Origin of the sequence: Pseudomonas sp. NPDC047961, assembly GCF_050272435.1 — a bacterium.
Taxonomy (GTDB): Bacteria; Pseudomonadota; Gammaproteobacteria; order Pseudomonadales; family Pseudomonadaceae; genus Stutzerimonas.
In genome coordinates this window covers 106,083-131,858 of record NZ_JBNNMD010000001.1, presented here as the reverse complement: position 1 = coordinate 131,858, position 25,776 = coordinate 106,083, and the positions used below count along the sequence as shown (strand labels likewise).

The window sequence follows — 25,776 nt, the reverse complement described above, 5'->3', positions numbered from 1 at the left end:
GCGCGTTTAGCCACGGAAGAACTCCAACATATCGTGGGCGTTGACCCGGTAGGTGAGGTTGCCGCAGTGGCCACCGCGAGGATAGAGCGTCATGCGATCACCGAAGGTGCGGCGAAGGAACCCCAGATCTCCAGCGCCGAGAATGATGTCGTCGGCGTTATGCATGACGGCGATTTTCGGACTGTTGCGCATGTAATCCTCGAGCGCATACAGGCTCACTTGTTGCACCAGTTGCGCCATGCTGCCGCCGTCCTGCTGTGCGCGCCACATGGGAATCAGCTGCTCGGTGATATAACAATCGAAATCACAGAGCAGCGCGCGCCGGAAGAACGGCTCGAGACTGGTGCCTTCATCGATTGGGTATTTCGGTGGCACGATCAGGCCGCGTCGGTTGATCAGGTCGGAGGTGAAGGCAATATCGGCCGCCGAGAAGCGGAAAACCGAGCCGATCAACATGGCCATCTGCTCGTCAGTAAGTCGCAGCGCCGATTGCTGGAAATCGAAAAGCATCGCCTCGTCCAGGTTGATCGTGCCTTGCTGGCGGTAGTACCGAGTAAGCTTTTCCAGGACGACTTCGTAGAAGGTAGTGGTGCTGTCGATGGCATCGACCTGTGTCTGCACCAGCTTGTCGAGGTTGCTGATCGAGGTGTATAGGTTCACAGGGGGGTTGATCATCAGCACGCGCTTGAAGTTGAAACTCTGTCGCGTCTCGTCGAGCTTGCTGACAAATGCAGCGTTAAGCGCCCCCAGGCTATAACCGACCAGGTTGAACTCAGTGACCGGCAGCTCATGCTGCTGCGCGCGAACGGCTTGCATTACCCGATAGAGGTCTTTGGCGTCACCCGGGCTGTAGCCTGGCGTCGCGTAGCGCGAGGCAGCGGCGATGAAGTCGAAGCTGGTGGGAGAGGACAGTTGCACCACGTGATAGCCAGCCCCGTAGAACAACCGCTTCAGCGACTCGGTCTTGCCGGCTGAGTAGCTCGCGCCCGTGCCAGAGATGATGAACATCAGCGGAGCTGGACCAGGCTGTTTTGCTAGCCGATATGTGAGTCGTTTTACCGCCCAGAAGTTATCGGGCAGGGTGAACTCCCGCTCGGGACGTAGCCGCAGGCTGTAGTCTGCCTGATCAATGTCGTCATCTTCAGGCAAGTCGACGCGAAATGGCGCCGGTGTCGTGGCTATCGTCGCCTCGAATGGGTTGCTTAAGGGATAGCCATATTGCTCGACGCTGATGTCTGCCGCGTGGGCAGGCGTAACGACCAGTGCAAGCAGTGCGCTCAGGCACAGCAGCAATCGCATATGAGGTGATCTCCGGTGACTACGGTGGGGTTTGGCTGGTTGATATTCGGTTTTCCGGGGCCGGCGGCGGGGCCGTGGTCCGTTCGGTGCACTCGACGATGATTGCGACACCGGTTGGCGTGTCGGCAGCGAGTTTGGCCTGATCGCGGTGCAATGCATTTTCGCGCTCAGATAATGCCTGGAATTGCCCGCGCTATGTGGTTTCGCTAAGCATTGACCGCAATTAAGCCGGCAGGTTGCGTCGCTTTTAAGGAGTGATAGCAAAAGCCGGTTGCGAACTGGCTGGTGTGGATTAGTGACCGCTTGGTCACCGATCGGCAAACGCCAAACGTTTGAGTCGAGAATCATTGCGCAAGGCTGCCGGGGCGCTTCTTAACGGCCCAGGTGCTTCGTGGGATTGCAGCTGTAGCGCTGGATGAGAGCGGTAGCGCTTACGCCTGGTGATGCAGCCAGGCGTGAGCGGGAATGTGACTCTGGAAAGCCTGACGCTTGTCCAGACGCTGCCAGACCTTCTCGTGAAAGTAAAAGCCCACCGAGTTGCACAGGGGCTCGATAGCGGCAACCAAGCCTCCTGCTGCTGCGCTGCCGGTCAAGGCGTAGGTGACCGAGAACGCGATGCAAAAGTGCATCAGGGTAAAGGTAACGGTCTTGGTCATATTCGATTCTCCGCAGCGATCGAGAATTATTCTCTGTTGCTGTGAAGTGTGCTCGTGCCTGCGAAGCGTAGGAAATCGCCGTGTTCGATGGACCAGATAGGCCAGCGCTATAGCCTTCCGTTTGCGTAGACCTGATCGGCACCAACGCCTCTGGCACGGGCCTCCCACGAAATAAAAACAAGACCATGGTCGAGTGGCGTTAACACGGGCCGGCCCTAAAGTAGCCGCCCTGCCTTCATGTGTGGGCAGAGACCGTGTGGAGACCCCAATGAACAACGAGACAGTTATTCAGCAGATCAATGCTGATCCACGATTCCACGACCTGGTTGCCAAGCGTGGTCGTTTCGCCTGGATGCTGGCGACCATCATGCTGACCGCTTACTTCGCATTTATTCTTGTCATCGCGTTTGACCCTGCGGTGCTGGGAACACCTCTGAGCACTGGCTCCGTCACCACCTGGGGTATCCCGGCGGGTCTGGGCCTGATCTTCCTGTCGTTCGTGCTGACCGGAATCTACGTGCAACGCGCCAATGGCGAGTTCGATCGTATCACCCAGGACATTCTCGACGAGGCCCAGAAATAATGTTCGCTCGCCTGCTGACTGCAGCTGCTCTGATGGCAGTTGCTCCGGTGCTGTTTGCTGACGCCCTAACCGGCGATGTACAGAAACAGGCCACCAACTGGACCGCCATTTCGATGTTCATCGTATTCATCGTGTTCACGATGGGTATCACCAAGTGGGCGGCCAAGCGCAACACCTCCACTTCCGACTACTACACCGCTGGCGGCAGCATCACGGGTTTCCAGAACGGCCTGGCGATCGCGGGTGACTTTATGTCGGCTGCCTCGTTCCTCGGAATATCCGCGCTGGTCTTCACCAGCGGCTACGACGGCTTGATCTATTCGATCGGCTTCTTGGTGGGCTGGCCGATCATTCTGTTTCTGATGGCCGAGCGACTGCGCAACCTGGGTAAATTTACCTTCTCCGACGTAGCCTCCTACCGCCTGGGACAAACTCAGATCCGTATCCTCTCTGCATGCGGTTCGCTGATCGTGGTGGCCTTCTACCTGATCGCGCAGATGGTCGGTGCCGGCAAGCTGATCCAGCTGCTGTTCGGCCTGGACTATCTGGTCGCGGTGGTGATGGTTGGTGTGTTGATGGTCATGTACGTGATGTTCGGCGGCATGCTGGCGACCACTTGGGTGCAGATCATCAAGGCTGTGCTGCTGCTGTCTGGCGCAACCTTCATGGCGGTCATGGTGATGTACAACGTCGGCTTCGATTTCAGCCGTCTGTTCTCCGAGGCGGTGGCGCTGCATCCGAGCCATCAGGCGATCATGAGCCCGGGCGGCCTGGTTTCCGACCCGATTTCCGCGATCTCGCTGGGGCTGGCATTGATGTTCGGCACAGCTGGCCTGCCGCACATCCTGATGCGCTTCTTCACCGTTGCTGATGCCAAAGAAGCGCGTAAGAGCGTGTTCTATGCGACCGGCTTCATCGGGTACTTCTATATCCTGACGTTCATTATCGGTTTTGGCGCGATCCTGCTGGTCAGCACCAACCCGAGCTTCAAGGACGCCACAGGCGCCATCGTCGGCGGCACCAACATGGTCGCCATCCACCTGGCTTCGGCAGTCGGCGGCAATCTATTCCTGGGCTTCATCTCCGCGGTGGCCTTTGCCACCATCCTTGCGGTGGTTTCGGGCCTGGCGCTGGCGGGTGCTTCCGCTGTCGCCCATGACCTCTATGCCTGCGTGATCATGAAGGGCAAGGCCAAGGAAGAGGACGAGATGAAGGTGACCAAGCGCACCACGCTGGCCCTCGGCGTGCTGGCCATCCTGCTTGGTGTGGCCTTCGAGAACCAGAATATTGCCTTCATGGTGGGTTTGGCATTCTCGGTTGCCGCGAGCTGCAACTTCCCGATTCTGTTCCTTTCGATGTACTGGAAGAACCTGACTACCCGCGGTGCGCTGATCGGTGGCGCGATGGGCCTGGGCACGGCGTTACTGCTGACCATTCTCAGCCCGACGGTATGGGTCGATGTGCTGCACTTCGAGAAGGCCATCTTCCCGAACAAGTACCCGGCATTGTTCGCCATGATCGCGTCGTTCGCGGGTCTATGGTTCTTCTCGGTTACCGACAAGTCGAAAGCGGCTGCTGAAGAGCGCGCACGTTTCTTCCCGCAATTCATCCGTTCGCAGACCGGTCTAGGCTCGAGTGGTGCGGTCGCGCACTGACCTCACAGGTCACCCAAAAAAAGCAGCCTTCGGGCTGCTTTTTTTATGCGCCTTCGCCCGTTTATGGGCGGCTCAGAGGCCGGTCAATCGGGTGCGAGGTATGCCAGTCATTCAGCATTTCGATAGAGGCCGGAGCCTGCAGCGGCTTTCGCTAGACTCGTGGCAACTCCACGAACAAAAGGTTACAAACGATGCAAAATCGGATGATGGTCACAGGGGCCGGTTCTGGCCTGGGTCGCGAAATTGCGTTGCGCTGGGCGCGCGAGGGTTGGCAGCTGGCATTGTCAGATGTCAACGAGGCCGGCCTGGCCGAAACTCTGAAGATGGTCCGTGAGGCGGGCGGCGATGGTTTCACTCAACGCTGTGACGTGCGCGACTACAGTCAGCTAACGGCGCTGGCACAGGCTTGCGAGAGCAATTTTGGCGGCATCGATGTAGTGGTCAATAACGCTGGCGTCGCTTCGGGTGGCTTTTTCGACGAACTGTCGCTGGAGGACTGGGACTGGCAGATCGCGATCAACCTGATGGGCGTGGTCAAGGGCTGCAAGGCGTTCCTGCCATTGGTGCAGAAGAGCCAGGGCAAGATCATTAACATCGCGTCCATGGCGGCTCTGATGCAAGCGCCAGGAATGAGCAACTACAACGTCGCCAAGGCCGGCGTAGTGGCGTTGTCCGAAAGCCTGCTGGTGGAGCTGAAGCAGCAGGAAGTCGGGGTTCATGTGGTCTGTCCGTCGTTCTTCCAGACCAATCTGATGGATTCCTATCGTGGGCCGACGCCCAACATGAAAGCGCAGATCAGCAAGCTGCTCGAAGCGTCGCCTATTTCTGCTGCCGACATCGCCGACTACATCTACCGTCAGGTTGCCGAAGGCGTGTTTATGATCCTGCCGCATGACGAAGGCCGGGCGGCTTGGAAAATCAAGCAGCAGAACCCTCAGGCGATCTATGACGAGATGGCGCTGCTGGCAGAGAAGAAACGTAGCAAGAGCAAAACCTGACCAGTCGGTCCGTTTTGCTTGCCCTGATCCAGGGGCGGGAGTAGGGTTGCCGGTCCTACCCAGTCTGCCTCTGGACTCACTGTGAAAAATCCGTCTCGCTGGCTGCTCATGCTGGCTCTAGTGCTGGCCGCGATCAATCTTCGGCCCGGTATTACCTCGTTCGCACCCCTGATCGAACGCATCGCCGAGGAGCTCAGTCTCAGCCGCAGCGTTATCAGCCTTACTACCGCCTTGCCGGTGCTGCTGATGGGGTTGCTCGCGCCGTTGGCGCCACGTCTGGCGGTGCGGTTCGGACTGGAGCGCACCATCAGCCTGTGCCTTGGCTTGATCGGCCTGGCGCTATTACTGCGTCTGTTCGGTAAAAGCGCGCCGGTGTTGATCGGCACGGCGGCCATGGTGGGTGCCGGAATCGCGGTTGCCGGGCCGTTGTTGTCAGGCTTCATCAAGCGTTATTTCCTTGAGCAGATGGGTAAGACGGCCGCCTACTATTCGTTGAGCATGGCTGTTGGCGGCACCATCGGCGTGGTGCTTACCGCACCGGCGGCCGAACTGCTGGGCGATCGCTGGACCTGGGGGCTGGCGTTGTGGGCTATTCCCGCAGTGCTGGCGCTGTTGATCTGGCGGCTCCTGCCGAACCAGTCGGAGCCGGCATTCGAGAGCCGCGCCGGACTGCCGTGGCGTGAGCCACGCGCCTGGTTGGTGAGCATCTATTTCGCCTTGCAGGCCGGTCTGTTCTACGCACTGGCGACTTGGCTGGTGGCGCGTTACCACGAGGTTGGCTTCAGCCTGCTGCAGAGCAATGCATTTTTCAGTGGCTTCATGCTGATCGGTTTACCCAGCGCGTTCATCATGCCGTGGCTGGCGCAGCGCTTCGGTCGGCGGCACCTGCTGATGGCTTGCTGCGGCGTACTGGCGACGGTGTGTCTGCTGGTCATTGCCTGGCTCCCTCAGGTCAATCCTTTGCTGGTCTGCATGCTGCTGGGCGTGGCTTTGAACGGGACCTTTTCGATGTCACTGGTATTGCCGATGTACGAAGCGAACTCACCGCTTGCGGTTAGCCGCCTGACGGCGATGATGCTTTGCACCGGTTACTGTCTGGCCTGTTTCACGCCGGTGCTGACCGGGTTGGGCCGCGATATCGCCGGGGATTATCGTGAGCCCTTCCTCGTGCTCGCGACCATGTCAGCGGCAATGTCGCTGCTTGCCTTGCGGCTGGCGCCCCGCCGAGATCTGTCTGCTGCGACGACGCCCTAAAGGTGCCGCTATTACCTTAGGTTGTGGTCTGCGTCACCTCTGCGACTCGGGTGCGGGCCATGTCCGCACGGGGCGCTGGAAGGCCGAGCGGATTTGATCGAACATGTCGGACTTTCGCCTGGAGTGTTCCTGTGGAGCCGGAATCCATCGTCTACGGCAGCATTCGTGACTGGCCTTCGACCGACCCCGAGCAGTGTCGGCTGCGCCGTGCAGTCAACCGCCGTGCGCTGTACAGCTTGCCGCAAGGTGAGGGTTGGCCTTTTCTCGGAAGAGAAATGTTTTCCTGCTGCATGGATGAAGGCGTGTATCAGACCCAGATCATTCACTTCGGCGCCAGCTACCGCGCGGTCGAATATGAATGGGCGCTCTGGGTGCGTCACTTCGAGGCACTGCTGAACGAACTCTACTGGACCAGCGCGGTGGTTCACCTCGAGACCGAACTCAACGGCATTCATACCTTCCGCTGGGAAACCGAAAGCGGTTCGCACAGCCCCCATCAGCGCGATTTGCGTATGCGCTGTGCCTGGGAGCGTGACGGCGGGGTATTCAGCTGAAATCTAGTCTTCCAGCCATTCCTTCGGCACCTCGCGCCTGAGCGCGAGCTGGCACTGCTGATGATCAACATCGAACACGATAACCGCGGTGCCTTTGCGCAATGCTTGGCGTACCCGCTCGACGCGGGTTTCCTGCGGCGTCTCGTCGCCATTATCGGTGCCCTCGCGGGTCACGAAGTCTTCGATGAGGCGGGTCAGGGTGTCAGGTTCGAGCTGGTCGTAAGGGATGAGCATCGGCGTCGGATCAAGTGGGATGGTGCAGGTCGGGTTCGCTAATCGGCGCGTTGAGGAACCGATCCAGGTAAGCATACAGCTGCTCGCTGTCCAATGGCTTGCCAATGAAATCGTCCATGCCGGCCTCGCTGCCAGCGCGGCGATGCTCCTCGAGCACATGAGCGGTCAGTGCGATAATCGGCACGGGGCGCAGCTGCAATTGCGCTTCGAGTCGGCGGATCTGTCGGCTGGCCTCGAATCCGTCCATTTCCGGCATCTCGCAGTCCATCAAAATCAGCTGCACAGCGGCCGGGTTCTCGCTGTACGCACTGATTGCCCTGTGCCCGTTTTCAGCAACCATGACCTCATAGCCGCGTTTGCGCAGCAGGCTGGACACGACCATCTGGCTGACCGGGTTGTCCTCGACTACTAGGATGAGCGGCTTGCGGCCTGTCAGGCTGTCGGCGGCCACCATCGCAGCGCCATTAGGCGTTCGGGTTCCTTGATAGAGGCGATGCAGTGCTTCGCGCAAGGGGCCGAGCAACAGGGGCAACGGCAGGCTTGCCAGGTGCAACGATGACGACGCAGGTGAGGGCTCGCTTTGTGGCGGGTAGAGCAGCATTACGCGTTGATTTGGTTCGAGCTCGTCGGCCACGGCGTTGAGCCATGCCTGTGGTTTGCCAGGCCAGGGTGCCATGATCACCAGCAGCGGGGCTGAAGCCTGATCGTCGAGGTAGCGGCGCAGTCGTTGCGGCTCCTCGCAACGGACGATTCGCATGCCCCAACGGTGGAGCAGATTGCCCATCGCATCCAGTGCACAGATATCCCGAGACGCGATAACGGCGGTTCGGCCTTCGAGCAAGGTCGTGAGTGGGTCAGAGTTATCGCTCGCCTCCCGCAGCGGAATGTCGAAGCTGAATTGGCTACCCTGGCCAGGCGTGCTCTGCACTTCGATCTGGCCGCCCATCATTTCCACCAGTTCCTTGCTGATGACCAAGCCCAGGCCGCTGCCACCGTAGCGTCGGGTTGTACTGGAATCACCTTGTGCGAAGGACTCGAACAGCTGGGCCAGCACCTCGGCGCGCATGCCGATGCCGCTGTCGGTGATCGAAAATACCAGGCTTCGGCCGCCCTCCGGTCCCTGACAGACGACCTGCAGCACCACGCAACCCTGTTCGGTGAACTTCAACGAATTGCTCAGCAGGTTCATCAGGACTTGCTTGAGACGGGTCGGGTCGCCGCGAAGACGGCGTGGCACACCGGGCGCAAGGCTGAGATGCAGGTTCAGCTGCTTCTGCAGCGCTTGGGCTGTGAACAGGCTGATGGTTTCGGAGGCCAGCGCTTCCAAGTCGAACTCGATGTCCTCCAAGACCAGTTTGCCGGCGCCGATCCTTGCGTAGTCGAGGATGTCGTTGATGACCGTCATCAGCGAGTTGCTGGAGCTGGCAACCGTATCGAGGTAGAAGCGCTGGTTACGATCCAGCGGGGTCTCACGCAGCAATTGCAGCATGCCCAGTACGCCGTTCAATGGCGTGCGGATCTCGTGGCTCATTTTCGCCAGAAAGCGACTTTTTGCCTGGTTCTCGCTTTCTGCCCGCTCGGCTGCCTGGCGCGAACGGAAGCCTTCTTCCTTGAGCAGGTTGATACGGTCGGCGAGCCCGATCGACAGCGTGATCAACTCGAAGGCGATGCCAACTTTGACAATCGACGCGCCATACAGGCCCAACAGGTTGAAGCCCAGTGAACCAGCTGTGACGATGACGAACGTCGCCAGCAGGACGCCCCAGGCCAGCGTGTAATAAAGGCCATAGCGCACGCCGCGGCTCCAGACGAAAGCGCCAGTCAGCAACAGGCCGATCGAAGAGCCGATGACCATCACACTGGCGAGCACGCTCCAGACCTGCGTTTCCAGAACGAATCCGGACAGCAGCGCACCCATCGACAGGATCAGCACCACACGCAGGGCGAAGTCCAGGCGCGGGAAGTACTCTCGGGTATGCAGAAAATGGCGGCTGAATTGGACTGACACCAGGCAATGGCTGAACATCAGCGCGTAGATGCCTAACGCGACCACGCCGCCTGCATCGTTCAGCCATTTGACCAGCAAGCCATCGAAGCTGAGTGCGAACAGGCCCACGTTGAGGTTGTAGATCAGATACCAGAAATACGCTGGCTCACGCAGCGAGAGGAACAGGAAGAAGTTGTAGCAGAACATCGCAAACAGCACGCCATAGAAGGCCCCGGCCAAGCCCATTGAGTCTTCGGTTGCTTCGGCGTTAGCGGCGTAGGTGCTGAAATACAGCGGGACGTACAGGGTGCTGGTGCTTTGCACACGCAACAGCAAGGTCGAGGTGCCGGGCGCGAGCTCTACTGGAAACAAGAAGTTGCTGACCCTGACCGAGCGCTCACTGAACGGATGGTTGTCCCCCGAGTGCTGTCGGCTGATACGACCGTCCGGGTGACGGAGATACAGCTGGATATCGTCAAGCAGCGGGTAGTTGATTTCGACGAAGCCGCCGAGAGGGCCGTGGAGTTGGTTGTCCAGCTCGACACGGAACCACCAGACCGAATCGTTCTTCCCCTTATTGGGGTGTAGGCCTGACACTGGCTCGAAGGTTTTTTCGGGTAGCGCGAACACCTCGGCCACGCTCAGTTCGGCGGCAGGGTCTCTCAGAAAGTAACTTGAGCTGCCCAGTGCTTGGCGAAAATGCTGTGAATCCACAGGCACGGGCTCAAAGGCCGATGCCTGAGCGGTCAGACAGAATAGGAAGACGGCCAGAAAAAGACGCGGCAGCATGTTATTGACCCAAGGCGTGCAAACTCGCAAAACGCAGTTTCCAGTCGCGCGAAGGACAAATCCCTTCGCTTCATGCCTGACTGGCCAAGCATCCATATATTTCAGAGGTTTGCGACTTTGCCCGGATCAGCGCCGCCCCGCAATCGGCAATTGCCTTAAGTTGGCGGCGCATCATGAAACGTGGCCATCAACCGGACGAATCATCGGTTTGCTTATCGAAGATCGAATCGACTGCCGGCACGCGCGTGTCGTTCTCCATTTGAGTCACGTGTTCGAGTTGATGGCTGAAGTTTTCCAGCGAATCTTTGCTCGTATGGGCGTCACTGGTGAAGACCGGTGGGCTCAGCAAGTAGGCTGAAATCAAGCGGCTCATGGCCGCCAGGCTGTCGATGTGGGTGCGCTCATAGCCATGCGTCGCGTCGCAACCAAAGGCCAGCAAAGCGGTGCGGATGTCGTGACCGGCTGCAATCGCCGATTGCGCATCGCTGTGGTAATAGCGGAACAGATCCCGACGCACCGGTACCTCATTGGCTTCCGCCAGTTTCAACAGGTGCCGCGACAGGTGGAAATCATAAGGCCCGCCTGAATCCTGCATGGCTACGGTGACGGCGTGTTCGCTGGATTCTTGACCCTTGGCCGTCGGAGCGATGTCTATGCCGACGAACTCGCTGACATCCCAGGGCAGGGCGCCGGCTGCACCAGAACCGGTTTCCTCGGTAATGGTAAACAGCGGATGGCAGTCGATCGGCGGCTCACGGCCGCTTTCAACCACGGCTTTGAGCGACGCTAGCAAGGCTGCCACTCCGGCCTTGTCGTCCAGATGGCGGGAGCTGATGTAACCGCTGTCGGTGAACTCGGGCATCGGGTCGAACGCGACGAAATCACCCACATTGATTCCTAGCGCAAGCGTGTCGGCGCGGCCTGCGGTGTACCCGTCCAGGCGCAGTTCGACGTGGTTCCAGCTGATTGGCATCTCGTCAACCGCAGTATTGAATGCATGTCCCGACGCCAGAAGAGGCAGCACGCTGCCCCGGACCACGCCGGTGTCGGTGAACACGCTGACGCGGCTGCCTTCGGCGAAACGACTCGACCAGCAGCCCACCGGAGACAAGCCAAGTCGGCCATTGTCCTGGATCTCCCGGACGCTGGCGCCGATGGTATCCAGGTGTGCGGCGATGGCTCGATCCGGGCTGTACCGACGACCTTTAAGTGTGGCGCGGATGGTCCCGCGACGGGTCAGCTCGAAAGGAATGCCAAGCTCCTTCAGCCGCTCCGCCACGTAGCGAACAATGGTGTCGGTGAAGCCGGTGGGGCTGGGAATGGCGAGCATTTCCAGCAGCACACGCTGCAGGTAGTTGAGGTCTGGTTCTGGAAGCTTGGCAGTCATGATCATTCCTTAGCGGCAAAAAACGGGCTGCCGCCATTCAGGTGAGTGAAGTTGAGCTGCGGTAGTGCCGCAAGCGAGGCGGCTGGGCCATTCCGGCACCTGAGGGCGCCGGAGCCAGGCCATCAACGGCCTGGTTGCCCCGCTAATGGGTGCCGTAGCTGAGTGGAAAGAGCAGGTCGACGAAGCGTTCGGCGGTCGGTTGCGGATGATGATTGGCCAGGCCGACTCGCTCATTCGCTTCGATGAAAACGTACTCAGGCTGGTCTGCCGCCGGCACCAACAGATCGAGACCAACCACCGGGATATCCAGCGCACGGGCCGCGCGGACTGCAGCGTCGATCAGCTCGGGGTGCAACTGATCGGTTACATCGTCGAGCGTGCCGCCAGTATGCAGATTGGCGGTACGACGAACCGTCAAATGCTGGCCACGTGGCAGCACGCTGTCGTAATCGAAGCCGGCTTCACTGATGCACCGATGGGTTTCCTCATCCATCGGGATTTTACTTTCGCCACCCGTCGCGGCCTGGCGACGGCGACTCTGGGTTTCGATCAGTTCTTGGATGGAGTGGCTGCCGTCGCCAACCACTTCAGCCGGACGACGAATTGCCGCAGCGACCACCTCATAGCCGATCACCACGATGCGCAGATCGAGGCCGGGATGGAAGCTTTCGAGCAAGACGCGTTGATCGAAGTGGCGTGCTCGGGTAATCGCTTCTTCCACGTCCTCAGAGCTACGCAGATCAACCGAGACCCCGTGGCCCTGTTCGCCATCGAGCGGCTTGACCACGACACTGCCATGCTTTTCCAGAAACGCCTCGTTATCCTCTGGTGTCCCTGCGAGCTGCTGCGCTGGCAGTTTGAGCCCAGCGCGGGCGAGGGTGCGGTGCGTCAGGCTCTTGTCCTGGCACAACGTCATGCTCACCGCTGAAGTAAGGTCCGACAATGACTCGCGACAGCGAACCTTTCGGCCGCCCTGGGTCAGGGTGAACAGGCCCGCTTCGGTGTCGTCGATGGTGATTTCTATGCCGCGGCGCCGTGCCTCGTCGACGATGATCTTGGCATAGGGATTCAGCTCGGCTTCCGGGCCAGGCCCTAGAAACAAGGGCTGGTTGAAGGTGTTCTTGCGTTTGACCGTGAAGGTCTGCAGGTCACGGAAACCGAGTTTGGCGTAGAGCGCCTTGGCCTGCTTGTTGTCGTGCAGCACCGACAAATCGAGGTAGGCCAGCCCGCGCCCCATGTAGTGTTCGATCAAATGGCGAACCAGCGCTTCGCCAACGCCAGGGCGGGTGCAGGTTGGCGCAACCGCCAGACACCAGAGGCTGGAGCCGTTTTCCGGATCGTTGAAAGCCTTGTGGTGATTGATGCCCATGACACTGCCGATGATCTGGCCGGAGTCGTCGTCTTCGGCCAGCCAATAAACCGGACCACCTTGCTCTCGTGGGGTGCACAGCTCCGGGTTGACGGGCAGCATATGGCGGGACTGGTACAGGCTATTGATCGCTTTCCAGTCCTCCTCGCTCTGGGCGCGCCGAATGCCGAAACCGCGGAAGCTGCGGCGGGCCGGGCGGTAATCGGTGAACCAGATGCGAGAGGTGTCCGAGGGGTCAAGGAACAGCTGCTGCGGCGCATAGGCGAGCACCTGGTGCGGCGCGGCAACGTACAGCGCAATGTCCCGCTCTCCGGCCTGTTCATGGAGCAGGTCGGCAGCGAGCTTTTCAGGGTCGGAGTAGGTGTGTCCGATCAGGATGCGGCCCCAGCCACAGTGCAGGGTTACGGGCGCCTGAGGTTCCGCCTGGCCATCTTCCGCGAGTCGTTGCTGCAGGCGCTCGTAGGTCGGTGTCTGGCCGCGTAACAGCCGCTGTCCATAGGCTTGAGACTTCTGCATGGTACGTTCCTTGGAGCTTGTCACGACGTCACGGCATTTGTCGTATCAACCGGCCTGGCGCCGTGCCGTCATGATCGGGTTCTTAAAGGCCTTGTTCGCTCAACCATAGATTGACCGCTGCCAGCTGCCACAATTTCGAGCCGCGTAGGGGCGTCAGTTGGCCCTCGGGGTCGTTGAACAGCTTGTCCAGCATTGCCGGGTTGTACAGCCCCCGATCCTGGCTCGGGTCCGTCAGCAGCTCGCGCACCCAGTTCAGCGTGTCACCCTGCAGGTGCTTGAGGCCCGGCACCGGGAAATAGCCCTTGGGGCGGTCAATGACCGCGGCCGGGATGACCTTGCGCGCGGCTTCCTTGAGCACATATTTGCCGCCATCGGGCAGCTTGTACTTCGCAGGTATTCGTGCGGAAAGCTCGGCCACGTTGTGATCGAGAAACGGCACCCGTGCCTCGAGGCCCCAGGCCATGGTCATGTTGTCGACGCGCTTGACCGGGTCGTCGACCAGCATCACCGTACTGTCGATTCGCAGGGCCTTGTCGACCGCCGCATCGGCGCCCGGCTGCGCGAAGTGCTGACGAACGAAATCACCGGAGAAGTCGCCCTTGACCCACTGCTGCTGCACGGTGTCGGCGTACTCCTCGAAGCTGCGGTCGCGGAAGGCGTTGAGATAAGCCTCTACAGGGTCCTCGGCACCGTCCACCTGCGGATACCAGTGATAGCCAGCGAACAGCTCATCGGCACCTTGACCGCTCTGAACCACCTTGCAGTGCTTGGACACTTCCCGTGAGAGCAGGTAGAAGGCGATGCAGTCGTGACTGACCATCGGTTCGCTCATCGCGCGGAAGGCAGCAGGCAGCTGTTCGAGGATTTCCTTCTCTTGAATCCGCAGCTGGTGATGGCGCGTCCCGTAATGCTGTGCAATCAGATCCGAATACTTGAATTCGTCGCCACGCTCGCCACCGGCATCCTGAAAGCCGATGGAGAAGGTTTGCAAGTTATCCGCAGCGCCGGCTTCGCGAAGCAGGCCGACCAGCAAGCTGGAATCGACGCCACCGGACAGCAGGACGCCCACGTCGACCGCCGCGCGATGACGCAAGGCGACGGACTCGCGCAAGGTTGTCAGGGTGCGCTCCTGCCAGTCTTCGAAGCTGTAGCCTTGTTCCTCTTCTGATGCCCCGAACTCCAGCGTCCACCAGCGGTGTTGGCTGGTCTTGCCGTTGGCATCAATACGCATGAAGGTGCCGGGAGGCAGCTTCTCGATGCCTGCAATCAGAGTGTCCGGTGCCGGCACCACGGCATGGAAGCTCATGTAGTGGTTGAGTGCCACCGGGTTCAGCACACCGGCAATGTCACCGCCCTTGAGCAACGCCGGGAGCGTCGAGGCAAAGCGCAGGCGCTCGCCAGTGCGTGACAGATAGAGCGGCTTGATGCCGAGGCGATCACGGGCGATGAACAGTTCCTGTACGTCGCGCTGCCAGATGGCGAAGGCGAACATGCCGTTGAGGCGCGGCAATAAGGCTTCGCCCCAGGCATGAAAGCCCTTGAGCAATACTTCAGTGTCACCCTCGGAGAAGAAGCGATAACCCAGTGCCTCGAGCTCGGCGCGCAATTCCGGATAGTTGTAGATGGCGCCGTTGAAAACCATCGACAAACCGAGTGCCGAATCGACCATTGGCTGACCCGAGGCCTCGCACAGGTCCATGATTTTCAAGCGTCGGTGACCGAGCGCCAGGGGGCCTTGGCTGTTGAAGCCACAGGCGTCTGGGCCGCGAGCAGTCAGGGATTGAGTGATGCGTTCAACCGCGGCCAGATCGGCCGGTTGATTATCGAAGCGAAGTTCGCCAGCTATGCCGCACATAAGATCCTTACCGGTGTTGCCGTTGGGGAGTGTGACTGATGCTCGGATCGCGAAGTTCAGGTTTTCAGACCAGCGTATAGCGCTCTGGCTCGCCGGCTGCGGTGATCATTCAGGTGCGTCCCGCACAGGCTGAATCGCGCCCTGCTGCGTCAGTCAGGTTTTACAGGGAAACAAAGGAAGTGCTTTCATGTCAAACCGTGACCCAGCTGATTATGTTGTTTATGAACGAAGAAAATATTCGAGCTGAAACTGTCGAAAAGCCGGAGAGCAGGCTTGAACTGTCGCTGTTTCAGGCTCTGCGCCGGTTGCAGCAGGACGCCGAAATGCATGCCAAGCGGCTGGCACGTTACGGTGGACTGAGCCCGGTGCAGCTGATGATTCTGCAGGTGCTTGCGAGCGAACGACAGCTCACCGCGAGCGCGCTGAGCAAGCGCGTCAGCCTCACGCCTGCAACCCTGTCCGGGAAGCTCGACCGGCTCGCCGAACGTGGACTGCTGTCGCGCCAGCGCGATGATCAGGACCGCCGCCGCCAATGGTTGCTGTTGACTGACGAGGGTCGCGCACTGCAGCAGCAGGCCCCGTCTTTGCTGCCGCCGGAGTTCGTCGCACGTTTCGCGGCGTTGCCGGAATGGGAGCAGCACGGAATCACAGCGGCGCTGCTTCGCGCCGCCTCGATATGCGGATCTAGGGAATAGTCAGCAGCCCGGCTGAGCCTGCCGTCTGCTATAGGCGAAAGCCTTCGACGATATGCTCGGCCAGTGTTTCGCTGACTTGCGACTGACTACGTTCGTTGCGCAGCAGGACAATGCTGCTCAAGGGTAGCTCCGGCATGCCCTCCGCTTCGCCCAGCAAGCGCATGTCCGCCGTGACCAGGCTCTGCAGCTGCGCGGTCACCGCGAGTCCGGCGTTAACCACGGCCATCAGCGCTGAAAGACTCGGGCTGGTATAGGCAACCCGGTAGGGAACGTCCAGGCTGTCGAGTGCGTTGCAGGCCCAGGCGCGACAGAAGCAATCGGTATTGAACATGGCCAGTGGCATGGGCCGTTGTTCATGGGTGTTGAAGCCAGGGGCTTCAGCCCAGACGAAGCGTTCGCGGCGCAGTAACTGCCCGATCTCGGTACCCGGCTCGCGGGTGACGATGGACAGATCCAGGTCGCGTCGCTGCAGCAACTGGTAAGACGGTTCGCAATGCACCTCCACCTGCACCAGCGGATAGGCCTGGGCGAAGCGCGACAGGATGCCCGGTAGGAAGCGCATCACATAATCGTCTGGAGTGCCGATGCGCACCGAGCCGACCATGTGCGGCTCACGCAAGGTGGTCAGCACCTCGCCGTGCAGCTTCAGAATTCTTCGCGCATAACCAAGCAGGATCTGGCCCTCTGCGGTGAGCTTGACCTGGCGCCCGTCGCGCTCGAATACCGAACGTTGCAGTACGTCCTCTTCCAGCCGCTTCATCTGCATGCTGATTGCCGACTGCGTGCGATTGACGGCTTCCGCAGCACGGGTGAAGCCGCCGTGGTCGGCAATTGCCACAAAGCTGCGCAGCAGCTCGGCATCGATACTCGGGTAGTTGGCCATTCATCAATCTCCGAGATGGACATCATCATAAACATTCGTTGGATTGATCATAAGCCCGGCGGGACACTGGCGCCATCCACTCGGAGGTGTACCCGATGAAAAGCCATGCTGAGTTCGTTCAATCTTGCGCCCGGAGCGCAACGCCCCATTTCTCGCTCGGACGGTCGCTGCGTGCGGCCTGGCAGCAGTTCGGCCGCTGGCACGCGCTGTATCGCCAGCGCCAGCAACTGGCCTCGCTGAGTGATGAGATGCTCAAGGACATCGGTTTGAGCCGGGCCGATATCGAAACCGAAATCACCCGGCCATTTTGGGATGAGCCGTTTCGCCGAGGCTAACCTTTGGCAGCTTGGTCACGAGGCTCGAATAGGCAGGCGCTCGATGAGACGCTCAGTCAATCCGTCGAATGAGCTTGCGCAGCAGGAATCGATTGGGGTGGCAGGCTTCGGCGATGGCGCGCGGTACGGGCAGCGGTTCGTCATTCAGCCACGCGGCGAGCAGCTCGCCCGACAGTGGCGCGGTGATCAGGCCGCGCGAGCCGTGTGCGGTATTGACGTACAGCCCATCAAGCCAGGGACACGGCGTATCAGGCACTTGCCGAGCATCCTTCGCCAGCACGGCATAGGCGTCGGCGAAGCGTGCTGGATCGGCCAGCGCGCCGATGATGGGTAGATAGTCAGGGCTGGTGCAGCGGAACGCGACGCGTCCATGCAGCTGGTCGATATCGACGGTGTCGGCCTCGAGGCGCTGATGCAGATCAGCGGAAATCTCCGCGAGCATCTCCAGGTTGGAGTGATGTTCCGCTGCGCTCGGAGCTGGGTCGGTTTCGGCGAAATTGAAGCTCGCCCCCAACGTGTGCTGACCCTCACGGGGCGGGGCGACGTAGCCCTTCGCACAAAGCACGGTGCGCAACGCGCTGCTTTGTTCGGTCACCGGCAGGGCGGTGATCTGTCCGCGGATTCGCTTGAGCGGCAGCCAGGCACTTTGGCTGAATTGCGCAACGTCGGCGGCGCCAGCCAGAATCACTACCGGCGCCTCGGCCAGCAGCTCATCGCCGATCAGTGCCTGCCACTGCTCGCCGGCGCGACGCAGCTCGACCGGGTGCCGGTGGCGAAGCAGCTCGATGGCGGGGTGCGCGATCAGCCAGCGACACAGCGCTGGCGGGTGCGCCCAACCCGCGTCCGGATAGAACAGCCCGCCATGGTCCAGCACCACGCCCGCTAGTTGCTCGGCTTCCTCGCGCTGCACCGCGCGCAGCAGACTGGGCGGAAAGGCATCGGACAGTGCTGCTTGGCGGGCGCTTTCCTTGTGGTCGAAGGCAAGCTGCAGCACGCCACAGGCATCCCAGTCCTGGCCTTGCTGCAGGTTCTGCAACAACCGACGGGTGTAGCCAAAGCCGTTGGCGACAAGCTGCGAAAGCGCGGTGCCGTGCGCTGACAGCTTCAGATAGAGCACACCCTGGGGATTGCCAGAACCCTCTCGGGCGACGTCGTCATGCCGCTCCAGCAGTGTCACCTGCCAGCCGCGCGCCGCCAGGCTGGCGGCGCTGGCGCAACCCGCCAGGCCTGCGCCGATGATCAGTGCCTTGCGCTGCGTTGGTTGATGCGACGGGCGCGCGAACCACGGGCTCTCCAAGGTTTTTGGCGATGCGGCAAGGTGGCCCTGGAGGTTTTCCCACTTCTGGCCGAAGCCCGGTATCCGCTTGATCTCAAAGCCCGCCTCCTTGAGGGCTCGTCGCACACTGCCGGCGCTGCTGAAGGTCGCCAGCGTGGCACCCGGGGCGGACAGCCGCGCCACCTGCTCAAATAGCTCGGGCTGCCACATGTCCGGGTTTTTCGGCGGTGCGAAACCATCTAGGAACCAGGCGTCTACCTGGGCATCCAGTTCTTTCAGCCGGTCGAGTGCATCGCCTACCAATAGCGTCAGCGTCACCTGGCCGAAACGGAACTGCTGGAATCCCGGATTGATCGCCACATACTGGTCCAGCAACTGGCGCGCCTGCAGCTGTAGCTCGGGCCACAACGTCAGCGCGCGACCCAGGTCGTCGCGCGTGAGTGGATGCTTTTCAACACTGACGAAGTGCAGGGCGCTATTGGCAGGCGCAGTGCGCTCGAACAGCGCCCAGGCGCAAAGGAAACTGAGGCCAGTACCAAAGCCCGTTTCGCCAATCACCAGGCGTTCCCCTGCCTGAAGAGCGGCGAAACGTTCGGCCAATCGGTTGGGTTGCAGAAATACGTGGGTGGTTTCGGCCATGCCTGAGCCACGAGAAAAATATACGTCACCATAGCGCCGCGATTGCGGTTGACCGTTCTCGTCCCAGTCGAGCTCGGCATGTTCAAAACCGGGTGGGATCGCGGCGGACATCGGCGTTTCCTGCGGAGAAAAATCGCGATTCTAGCAGCAGCGTGAAACCTGCTGCGGGCGCGCTTTGTCGCATCGGTAAGCGCGCAGGCCAGCGCACCAAGCGCTAACAGGCGGAGCTGCATCAGTACTGCAGCTACCTTGGCCTGCTAGGGTTCATCACAGCATCCATTCTTGGAGTACACGATGTTCGAGTCCGCAGAAATCGGCCACACCATCGACAAGGACACCTACAACAAAGAAGTGCCCGTTCTGCGTGAAGCGTTGCTGCAAGCGCAGTACCGCCTCAAAGAGCAGGCGCGGTTTCCAGTGCTCATCCTGATTAATGGCATCGAGGGTGCCGGAAAAGGCGAAACGATCAAGTTGCTCAGCGAGTGGATGGACCCGCGGCTAATCCGGGTCGACAGCTTCGATGTGCCGACCGACGAAGAACTCTCGCATCCGCCCGCCTGGCGTTACTGGCGTCGCCTGCCCCCGAAAGGGCAGACCGGCATCTTTTTCGGTAACTGGTACAGCAAGTTGCTGGAGGACCGGGTTCATGGGCGCATCAAGAAAGCCGAGCTGGAGCTGGCCATCGACCGTGCCCAGCGGTTCGAACGCATGCTCTGCGCAGAGGGCACGCTGATCTTCAAATTCTGGTTTCACCTGTCCAAGGACCGCATGCTGCAGCGCCTTGAGTCGCTAAAGGATGATCCGCTGCACAGCTGGCGCATCAGCCCTCTGGATTGGCAGCAGTCGAAAACCTACGACCGGTTCGTCAAGCACGGTGAATTGATCCTGCGCCGCAGCAGCCGGGACTTTGCACCCTGGTACGTCATCGAGGGCAGCGACGAACGATACCGCAGCCTGACCGCCGGCCGGTTGCTGCTCGAGGGGCTCAATGCTGCGCTGGACGCGGCGGACCAACCGCTCTCGCAGCCGCACACGGCGACGATCGAGCTGAAGCTCGATCAGGCGAGCCTGCTAGGCAGTCTCGACATGCAGCAATCGCTCAGTAAGGACCATTACAAGGAACAGCTGGGGCATGAACAGGCAAGGCTGAGCCAGCTGCTGCGTGATCCGCGGTTGCGCAAGCGTGGGGTACTGGCCCTGTTCGAGGGCCACGACGCGGCGGGCAAGGGCAGCGCCATTCGCCGGGTCACGGGCGCGCTGGATCCGCGGCTGTATCGCACCATACAAATCGCCGCGCCCAGCGAAGACGAACTGGCGCAGCCATGGTTGTGGCGCTTCTGGCGCAACGTCCCGGCGCGCGGGCAGTTCATCATTTTCGATCGATCCTGGTACGGCCGCGTGCTGGTCGAGCGTGTCGAGGGCTTCTGCTCGCCAGACGAGTGGCTGCGGGCCTATACCGAGATAAACGAGTTCGAGGAACAGCTGGTCGACGCAGGCGTGGTGGTGGTCAAGTTCTGGCTCTCCATCGACAAACAAACGCAGCTGGAGCGCTTCAAGGAGCGGGAAGATACGCCGCACAAACGCTTCAAGATCACCGAGGAAGACTGGCGCAATCGCGAAAAATGGGACGACTACAGCAATGCCGTGGCGGACATGGTCGATCGCACCAGCACCGAAATTGCGCCCTGGACGTTGGTTGAGGCCAACGACAAGCGCTTTGCCCGGGTCAAGGTATTGCGCACGCTCAACGACGCGCTGGAAGAAGCGATCAGCTGAGTTCAAGGGACGGCGGACAATGGCCAACCATATCCCTGCTGAATGTTCGTCGCCTTTGGTGAAGGGCCGGAACTATGCTCGGTCCATCGTCAACAGGCCGGCCGCCGCAGCGGCCGCCCAACCATTCGAGGTATGCCATGCGTGAAGTAGTGATCGTCGACAGCGTACGGACCGGCTTGGCCAAGTCCTTCCGCGGCAAGTTCAACATGACCCGCCCTGACGACATGGCGGCTCATTGCGTCAACGCGCTGCTGTCGCGTAACGGGCTGGACCCCAAGCTGGTCGAGGACTGCATCGTCGGTGCCGGCTCCAACGAGGGCGCACAGGGCTACAACATCGGTCGTAACGTGGCAGTGCTTTCGAACCTGGGTATCCAGTGCGCGGGCATGACACTCAATCGCTTCTGCTCGTCCGGCTTGCAGTCCATTGCCATCGCGGCCAATCAGATCGCGTCCGGCTGCAGCGACATCATCGTTGCCGGTGGCGTTGAGTCGATCACCATGACGGCCAAGAGCCGCAACAGCGATAACCTCTTCAATCCAGTCCTGCAGGAGCGCGTTCCTGGGCTGTATCACAGCATGGGCCAGACCGCCGAGCTGGTTGCGCGCCGCTACAACGTCACCCGTGAACAGCAGGACATCTACTCCCTGCAGAGCCAGCAGCGCACTGCACGAGCTCAGGCGGAAGGCCTGTTTGACGATGAGATCGTTCCGATGAACGTTCGCTACTTCACCGAAGACAAGAACACCGGTGAGCGCACCGAGCATGAAGGTGTGGTCGATCGTGACGACTGCAACCGCCCGGACACCACACTGGAAAGCCTGTCGGGTCTCAAACCTGTGTTCGCCGATGATGGTTCGGTGACCGCGGGCAATGCCTCGCAGCTCTCCGATGGCGCCTCGATGACCTTGGTCATGAGCCTGGACAAGGCGCTTGAGCTCGGCCTCAAGCCGCGTGCCTTCTTCCGCGGCTTTACCGTGGCCGGTTGCGAGCCTGAGGAGATGGGCATTGGCCCGGTGTTCTCGGTGCCACGCCTGCTCAAGGCGCGCGGTCTGCAGGTCAGCGACATCGACCTGTGGGAGCTCAACGAGGCCTTCGCCTCGCAGTGCCTGTACTGCCGCGATACGCTGGAAATCGACAATGAGAAGTTCAACGTCAATGGCGGCTCGATTTCCATCGGCCACCCATTCGGCATGACCGGCTCGCGTACCGCGGGCCATCTGGTTCGCGAGCTGCAACGCCGGAATCTGCGTTACGGGGTTGTGACCATGTGCGTTGGTGGCGGCATGGGTGCGTCTGGGCTGTTCGAAGCGGTGCGCTGATCAGTCGTCGCAGGGACGCCTAAAAGAAACCCGCGCCAGATGGCGCGGGTTTTTCATGCCTGATCACTATTTGGTCGCTCGTTGGCTGGGCTTCAGCTCGCACCAGATGCTTGGCGATCCGTGCTGCGTCTGGCTCCAGGTTACCGATGTAACGGCTATTGAAGTTCAGACGTCTGCCAGCAGGTGCCACAGTCTGGCCACTGAGGCCAGTAGGGTGGGCTTCAGCCCACCACCCCGCGGCTAGGTTGCTACCTCAGCTCAGTTGCGGCTGGATTCCAGCATGGTTTCCGGTCGCACCCACTGATCGAACTCCTCATCGGTCAAATAGCCGAGCGCCAGTGCCGCTTCGCGCAAGGTAGTGCCTTCGGCATAGGCCTTCTTGGCGATCTCGGCCGCCTTGTCGTAACCGATGTGCGGGTTCAGTGCTGTCACCAGCATCAGCCCCCGCTCCAGATGCTCGGCCATGCGTGCCGCGTCCGGCTCGAGGCCGACGATGCAATGTGTGTTGAAGTTGCGGCAACCATCGGCCAGCAGTCGGATCGACTCGAGCATGTTGTGCACGATCACCGGCTTGAACACATTGAGCTGTAGATGGCCCTGGCTGGCGGCGAAGCCGACCGTCACGTCGTTCCCCATCACCTGGCAGGCAAGCATGGACAATGCCTCGCACTGCGTCGGGTTGACCTTGCCTGGCATGATCGAGCTGCCCGGCTCATTGGCTGGCAAACGCACTTCGGCGAAACCACCCCGCGGGCCCGAGCCGAGCAGGCGCAGGTCGTTGGCGATTTTCATCAGCGCCGTGGCCAGTGTTTTCAGGGCGCCGGAGAGTGCGACCAGCGGCTCATGGCCGGAAAGGGCGGCAAACTTGTTCGGCGCAGACACGAACGGAAGACCGGAGAGTGCCGCCAGTTCAGCAGCAATCGCTTCGGCGAAGCCATGCGGGGCGTTGAGACCGGTGCCCACTGCGGTGCCGCCCTGGGCCAGTTCGTAAACGGCGGGCAGGGAATGTCGAATCGCCTGTTCGGCGATATCCAGCTGGGCCACGAAGGCCGACAACTCCTGGCCAAAGGTCACTGGGGTTGCATCCATCATGTGGGTGCGCCCGGTTTTGACCAGCTGACCATAGCGTGCCGCCTGTTCGGCGATGCCGCCAGACAGCTCGGCGATGGCGGGCAACAGATCGTCTTGGATTGCTCGCGCAACGGCGATGTGCATGGCGGTGGGGAAGCAATCGTTGGAGCTCTGTGCGCGGTTGACGTGGTCGTTGGGGTGCACCGGGCTCTTGCCGCCACGTGCTCCGCCAGCCAGTTCATTGGCGCGCCCGGCAATGACCTCGTTGACGTTCATGTTGCTCTGGGTGCCGCTACCCGTCTGCCAGACCACCAGAGGAAACTGATCGTCGTGCTGGCCGTGGAGTATTTCGTCGGCGGCCTGTTCGATCAGACGCGCGATGTCCGGCGGTAGATCGCCTATGCGGTCGTTGACCCGCGCCGCGGCTTTCTTGATCAGCGCCAGCGCATGGCAGACGGCAAGAGGCATGCGCTGGTCGCCTATGGCGAAATTGATCAGCGAGCGCTGTGTCTGGGCGCCCCAGTAAGCCTGTTCCGGGACTTCCACTGGACCCAGGCTGTCGGTTTCGGTGCGTGTCATGCCGTGCTCCATCGATGAGGTATCCCTGTTAGGTTGCTGGCTGTGGGCACAGGTTCAATCTGGCCTGCAGCTGTTCCTTGAGCGCCGGGAACTCCGCGCGCAGAATGTGTCCATTGAGGCTCACTTAACGATCGCCAAGGATCATCTCATGCACATTCTTCGTACATTCGGCCTTTGTAGCGTTCTGTCGATGGCGCTGCTCAGTGGCCAGGCCAACGCTGACAGTGCGGGTCACCAGGCCCAGGCCGAGCGTTTCCTGGAGCTGGTCAACGCTGATCGACTCGCTGTGCCGGTGTATGCCCAGGTGCAGCAGATGTTCGCCGAGCGCTTCGAGCAGACCCAAGCGCCCGCGAGCAAGCGTGCACTGCTCGAACGCTACCAATCGAAGGCCGATGCTGCGCTGGACAAGGCCATCGGCTGGGAGCAGGTCAAGCCGGACCTGATCACGCTCTACACCGAAACCTTCACCGAGCAGGAGCTCAGCCAGTTGAACGACTTCTACGAGTCGGCGCTTGGCAAGAAGATGCTGACCAAACTGCCGGAGCTGAATGCGCGTTCGGCGCAGGTTACCCAGGCCAAGCTGCAAAGCGCCGTGCCCCAGGTCAACAAGCTGCTGGCAGAGATGACTGCCGAACTCGATACTCAGAAAAAGCCCTGACGGAGCCGCCCGGATGTCCAAACTCGAATCCATCGAACAGACGCTGCAAAGCGCACTGCAACCTCAGCATCTGCAAGTGCTGGACGAAAGCCACATGCACAGCCGCGGCCAGGAAACCCATTACAAGGCGGTGATCGTTAGCGAGCAGTTCGCCGGCCTGAATGCGGTCAAGCGCCACCAGCGCGCCTACGCTGCAATGGGCGATCTCATGCAGCAGATTCACGCACTCGCCCTGCACACCTATACCCCGCAAGAGTGGGCCGAGCAGGGCGTCGCACCGGCGTCCCCGGTCTGTGCTGGGGGACATAAGTAGTCAGATGCCGGGCGGCTTGAAGCCTGTCCTGCAATTATTGCTAGAATGCGCGCCGCGCCGGCTCACGCCGGCGCTGTCGTTTTCGCATTCCCGGTCCGCCCTTTGCGTGGGTGACCACTGGAGGAATTATCCCGCATGACCCAGAAGATCGTCGTCGCGGCGCTGTACAAGTTCGTCTCCCTGCCGGACTACGTCGCGTTGCGTGAACCACTGCTCGAAACCCTTGAGGCCAATGGCATCAAAGGCACGCTGTTGCTGGCTGAAGAAGGTATCAACGGCACCGTGTCCGGCACCCGCGGAGGGATCGATGCCTTGCTCGCCTGGTTTGGCAGCGATGCGCGCCTGGCCGATATCGATCACAAGGAATCCTACTGCGACGAGCAGCCGTTCTACCGCACCAAGGTCAAGCTGAAGAAGGAAATCGTCACCCTCGGTGTGGAGGGCGTTGATCCCAACCAGCGCGTCGGCACCTATGTCGATCCGAAGGACTGGAACGCGCTCATCGAAGATCCGGAAGTGCTGCTGATCGATACCCGCAACGGCTACGAAGTGTCCATCGGTACGTTCGAAGGCGCAATCGACCCGAAAACCAAGTCGTTTCGCGAGTTTCCCGAGTACATCAAGGCTCACTACGATCCGGCCAAGCATAAGAAGGTCGCGATGTTCTGCACCGGCGGTATCCGCTGTGAGAAAGCGTCCAGCTACATGCTCGGTGAGGGCTTCGAAGAGGTCTATCACCTCAAGGGCGGCATCCTCAAATACCTCGAAGAAGTACCGCAGGAAGAAACCCGTTGGCGCGGCGACTGCTTCGTGTTCGACAACCGGGTGACCGTCCGTCATGACCTCACCGAGGGCGACTTCGACCAATGCCACGCCTGTCGTACAGCGATCTCGCTGGAGGACCGCCAATCGGAGCACTACGCTCCAGGCATCAGCTGCCCCCACTGCTGGGATAACCTCAGCGAGAAGACGCGTCATAGTGCGCGTGAGCGGCAGAAGCAGATCGAACTGGCGCTCGAGCGCAACCAGCCACACCCCATTGGCTACAACTATCGCAAGGCGGGTGTGTAACCGAGTACAGCCATGAAGCGCG

General features: G+C 60.8%; 22 protein-coding genes. 12 read left to right on the top strand and 10 right to left on the bottom strand.

From position 1 onward, the window contains the following. Positions 1–6: 6 nt before the first annotated feature. Positions 7–1,299, bottom strand: coding sequence for an alpha/beta fold hydrolase family protein (locus tag ACQKIK_RS00615; RefSeq protein ID WP_045428273.1), 1,293 nt, complete (start codon positions 1,297–1,299; stop codon positions 7–9). Positions 1,300–1,730: 431 nt separating this feature from the next. Then, positions 1,731–1,955 (bottom strand): DUF2061 domain-containing protein, encoded by a 225-nt coding sequence (locus ACQKIK_RS00610; RefSeq protein ID WP_499134338.1) that lies wholly within the window; start codon positions 1,953–1,955, stop codon positions 1,731–1,733. 268 nt (positions 1,956–2,223) lie between these two features. On the opposite strand from ACQKIK_RS00610, the gene ACQKIK_RS00605 reads away from it, so the two are divergent. The 5 genes from ACQKIK_RS00605 to ACQKIK_RS00585 all read left to right on the top strand — a co-directional run bounded on the left by ACQKIK_RS00605 (position 2,224) and on the right by ACQKIK_RS00585 (position 6,999). Continuing rightward, positions 2,224–2,538: a DUF485 domain-containing protein gene (locus tag ACQKIK_RS00605; protein ID WP_045428267.1), complete on the top strand. Its 315-nt coding sequence runs from the start codon at positions 2,224–2,226 to the stop codon at positions 2,536–2,538. After that, the gene (locus ACQKIK_RS00600; protein ID WP_499134335.1) at positions 2,538–4,193 is read left to right on the top strand and encodes a cation acetate symporter; all 1,656 of its coding nucleotides are present in this window, start codon (positions 2,538–2,540) and stop codon (positions 4,191–4,193) included. Before ACQKIK_RS00605 ends, ACQKIK_RS00600 begins: the two co-directional genes overlap by 1 nt. A gap of 191 nt (positions 4,194–4,384) precedes the next feature. Beyond that, positions 4,385–5,191 (top strand): SDR family oxidoreductase, encoded by an 807-nt coding sequence (locus ACQKIK_RS00595; RefSeq protein ID WP_064482107.1) that lies wholly within the window; start codon positions 4,385–4,387, stop codon positions 5,189–5,191. Between the two features lie 108 nt (positions 5,192–5,299). Beyond that, positions 5,300–6,445 (top strand): MFS transporter, encoded by a 1,146-nt coding sequence (locus tag ACQKIK_RS00590; RefSeq protein WP_499135152.1) that lies wholly within the window; start codon positions 5,300–5,302, stop codon positions 6,443–6,445. A 131-nt stretch (positions 6,446–6,576) separates the two neighbouring features. Continuing rightward, on the top strand, positions 6,577–6,999 hold the full coding sequence (locus ACQKIK_RS00585; RefSeq protein ID WP_046163764.1) for a hypothetical protein: 423 nt from the start codon (positions 6,577–6,579) through the stop codon (positions 6,997–6,999). A gap of 3 nt (positions 7,000–7,002) precedes the next feature. On the opposite strand, the gene ACQKIK_RS00580 is transcribed toward ACQKIK_RS00585, so the two are convergent. From ACQKIK_RS00580 to ACQKIK_RS00560, 5 genes are all read right to left on the bottom strand, one after another. Continuing rightward, a complete protein-coding gene (locus ACQKIK_RS00580) occupies positions 7,003–7,233 on the bottom strand; it encodes a YheU family protein (protein ID WP_046163763.1) in 231 nt (76 codons plus the stop codon). A gap of 10 nt (positions 7,234–7,243) precedes the next feature. Beyond that, positions 7,244–10,009 (bottom strand): hybrid sensor histidine kinase/response regulator, encoded by a 2,766-nt coding sequence (locus tag ACQKIK_RS00575; RefSeq protein WP_499134331.1) that lies wholly within the window; start codon positions 10,007–10,009, stop codon positions 7,244–7,246. Between the two features lie 187 nt (positions 10,010–10,196). Beyond that, on the bottom strand, positions 10,197–11,396 hold the full coding sequence (locus ACQKIK_RS00570) for an osmoprotectant NAGGN system M42 family peptidase (protein ID WP_045428247.1): 1,200 nt from the start codon (positions 11,394–11,396) through the stop codon (positions 10,197–10,199). Positions 11,397–11,538: 142 nt separating this feature from the next. Continuing rightward, on the bottom strand, positions 11,539–13,281 hold the full coding sequence (ngg, locus tag ACQKIK_RS00565; RefSeq protein WP_499134329.1) for an N-acetylglutaminylglutamine synthetase: 1,743 nt from the start codon (positions 13,279–13,281) through the stop codon (positions 11,539–11,541). A gap of 82 nt (positions 13,282–13,363) precedes the next feature. Beyond that, positions 13,364–15,136 carry an N-acetylglutaminylglutamine amidotransferase gene (locus tag ACQKIK_RS00560; protein ID WP_064482111.1) on the bottom strand — a complete coding sequence of 591 codons (1,773 nt, stop codon included), beginning with the start codon at positions 15,134–15,136 and terminating at the stop codon, positions 13,364–13,366. A 221-nt stretch (positions 15,137–15,357) separates the two neighbouring features. Between ACQKIK_RS00560 and ACQKIK_RS00555 the strand changes: the two genes are divergently transcribed. Continuing rightward, positions 15,358–15,831, top strand: coding sequence for a MarR family winged helix-turn-helix transcriptional regulator (locus tag ACQKIK_RS00555; RefSeq protein WP_499135151.1), 474 nt, complete (start codon positions 15,358–15,360; stop codon positions 15,829–15,831). A 28-nt stretch (positions 15,832–15,859) separates the two neighbouring features. On the opposite strand, the gene ACQKIK_RS00550 is transcribed toward ACQKIK_RS00555, so the two are convergent. Beyond that, positions 15,860–16,714 (bottom strand): LysR substrate-binding domain-containing protein, encoded by an 855-nt coding sequence (locus ACQKIK_RS00550; protein WP_045428240.1) that lies wholly within the window; start codon positions 16,712–16,714, stop codon positions 15,860–15,862. A 95-nt stretch (positions 16,715–16,809) separates the two neighbouring features. On the opposite strand from ACQKIK_RS00550, the gene ACQKIK_RS00545 reads away from it, so the two are divergent. Beyond that, positions 16,810–17,049: a DUF1127 domain-containing protein gene (locus tag ACQKIK_RS00545; RefSeq protein ID WP_046163759.1), complete on the top strand. Its 240-nt coding sequence runs from the start codon at positions 16,810–16,812 to the stop codon at positions 17,047–17,049. A 52-nt stretch (positions 17,050–17,101) separates the two neighbouring features. Here ACQKIK_RS00545 and mnmC read toward each other — a convergent pair whose 3' ends face one another. Then, a complete protein-coding gene (gene mnmC / locus ACQKIK_RS00540) occupies positions 17,102–19,075 on the bottom strand; it encodes a bifunctional tRNA (5-methylaminomethyl-2-thiouridine)(34)-methyltransferase MnmC2/FAD-dependent 5-carboxymethylaminomethyl-2-thiouridine(34) oxidoreductase MnmC1 (protein WP_499134325.1) in 1,974 nt (657 codons plus the stop codon). 183 nt (positions 19,076–19,258) lie between these two features. Between mnmC and pap the strand changes: the two genes are divergently transcribed. Continuing rightward, positions 19,259–20,740, top strand: coding sequence for a polyphosphate:AMP phosphotransferase (gene pap / locus ACQKIK_RS00535; protein ID WP_046163757.1), 1,482 nt, complete (start codon positions 19,259–19,261; stop codon positions 20,738–20,740). A 137-nt stretch (positions 20,741–20,877) separates the two neighbouring features. Continuing rightward, positions 20,878–22,062 (top strand): thiolase family protein, encoded by a 1,185-nt coding sequence (locus ACQKIK_RS00530; RefSeq protein WP_045428227.1) that lies wholly within the window; start codon positions 20,878–20,880, stop codon positions 22,060–22,062. Positions 22,063–22,320: 258 nt separating this feature from the next. On the opposite strand, the gene ACQKIK_RS00525 is transcribed toward ACQKIK_RS00530, so the two are convergent. Beyond that, on the bottom strand, positions 22,321–23,712 hold the full coding sequence (locus tag ACQKIK_RS00525; RefSeq protein WP_499134322.1) for a class II fumarate hydratase: 1,392 nt from the start codon (positions 23,710–23,712) through the stop codon (positions 22,321–22,323). 148 nt (positions 23,713–23,860) lie between these two features. On the opposite strand from ACQKIK_RS00525, the gene ACQKIK_RS00520 reads away from it, so the two are divergent. The 3 genes from ACQKIK_RS00520 to trhO all read left to right on the top strand — a co-directional run bounded on the left by ACQKIK_RS00520 (position 23,861) and on the right by trhO (position 25,754). Beyond that, complete coding sequence (locus ACQKIK_RS00520) at positions 23,861–24,370, top strand: DUF2059 domain-containing protein (protein ID WP_046163836.1); 510 nt, start codon at positions 23,861–23,863, stop codon at positions 24,368–24,370. Positions 24,371–24,383: 13 nt separating this feature from the next. Beyond that, positions 24,384–24,683 (top strand): BolA family protein, encoded by a 300-nt coding sequence (locus ACQKIK_RS00515; RefSeq protein ID WP_499134320.1) that lies wholly within the window; start codon positions 24,384–24,386, stop codon positions 24,681–24,683. 135 nt (positions 24,684–24,818) lie between these two features. Continuing rightward, positions 24,819–25,754 (top strand): oxygen-dependent tRNA uridine(34) hydroxylase TrhO, encoded by a 936-nt coding sequence (gene trhO / locus ACQKIK_RS00510; RefSeq protein ID WP_499134317.1) that lies wholly within the window; start codon positions 24,819–24,821, stop codon positions 25,752–25,754. Positions 25,755–25,776: the final 22 nt, after the last annotated feature.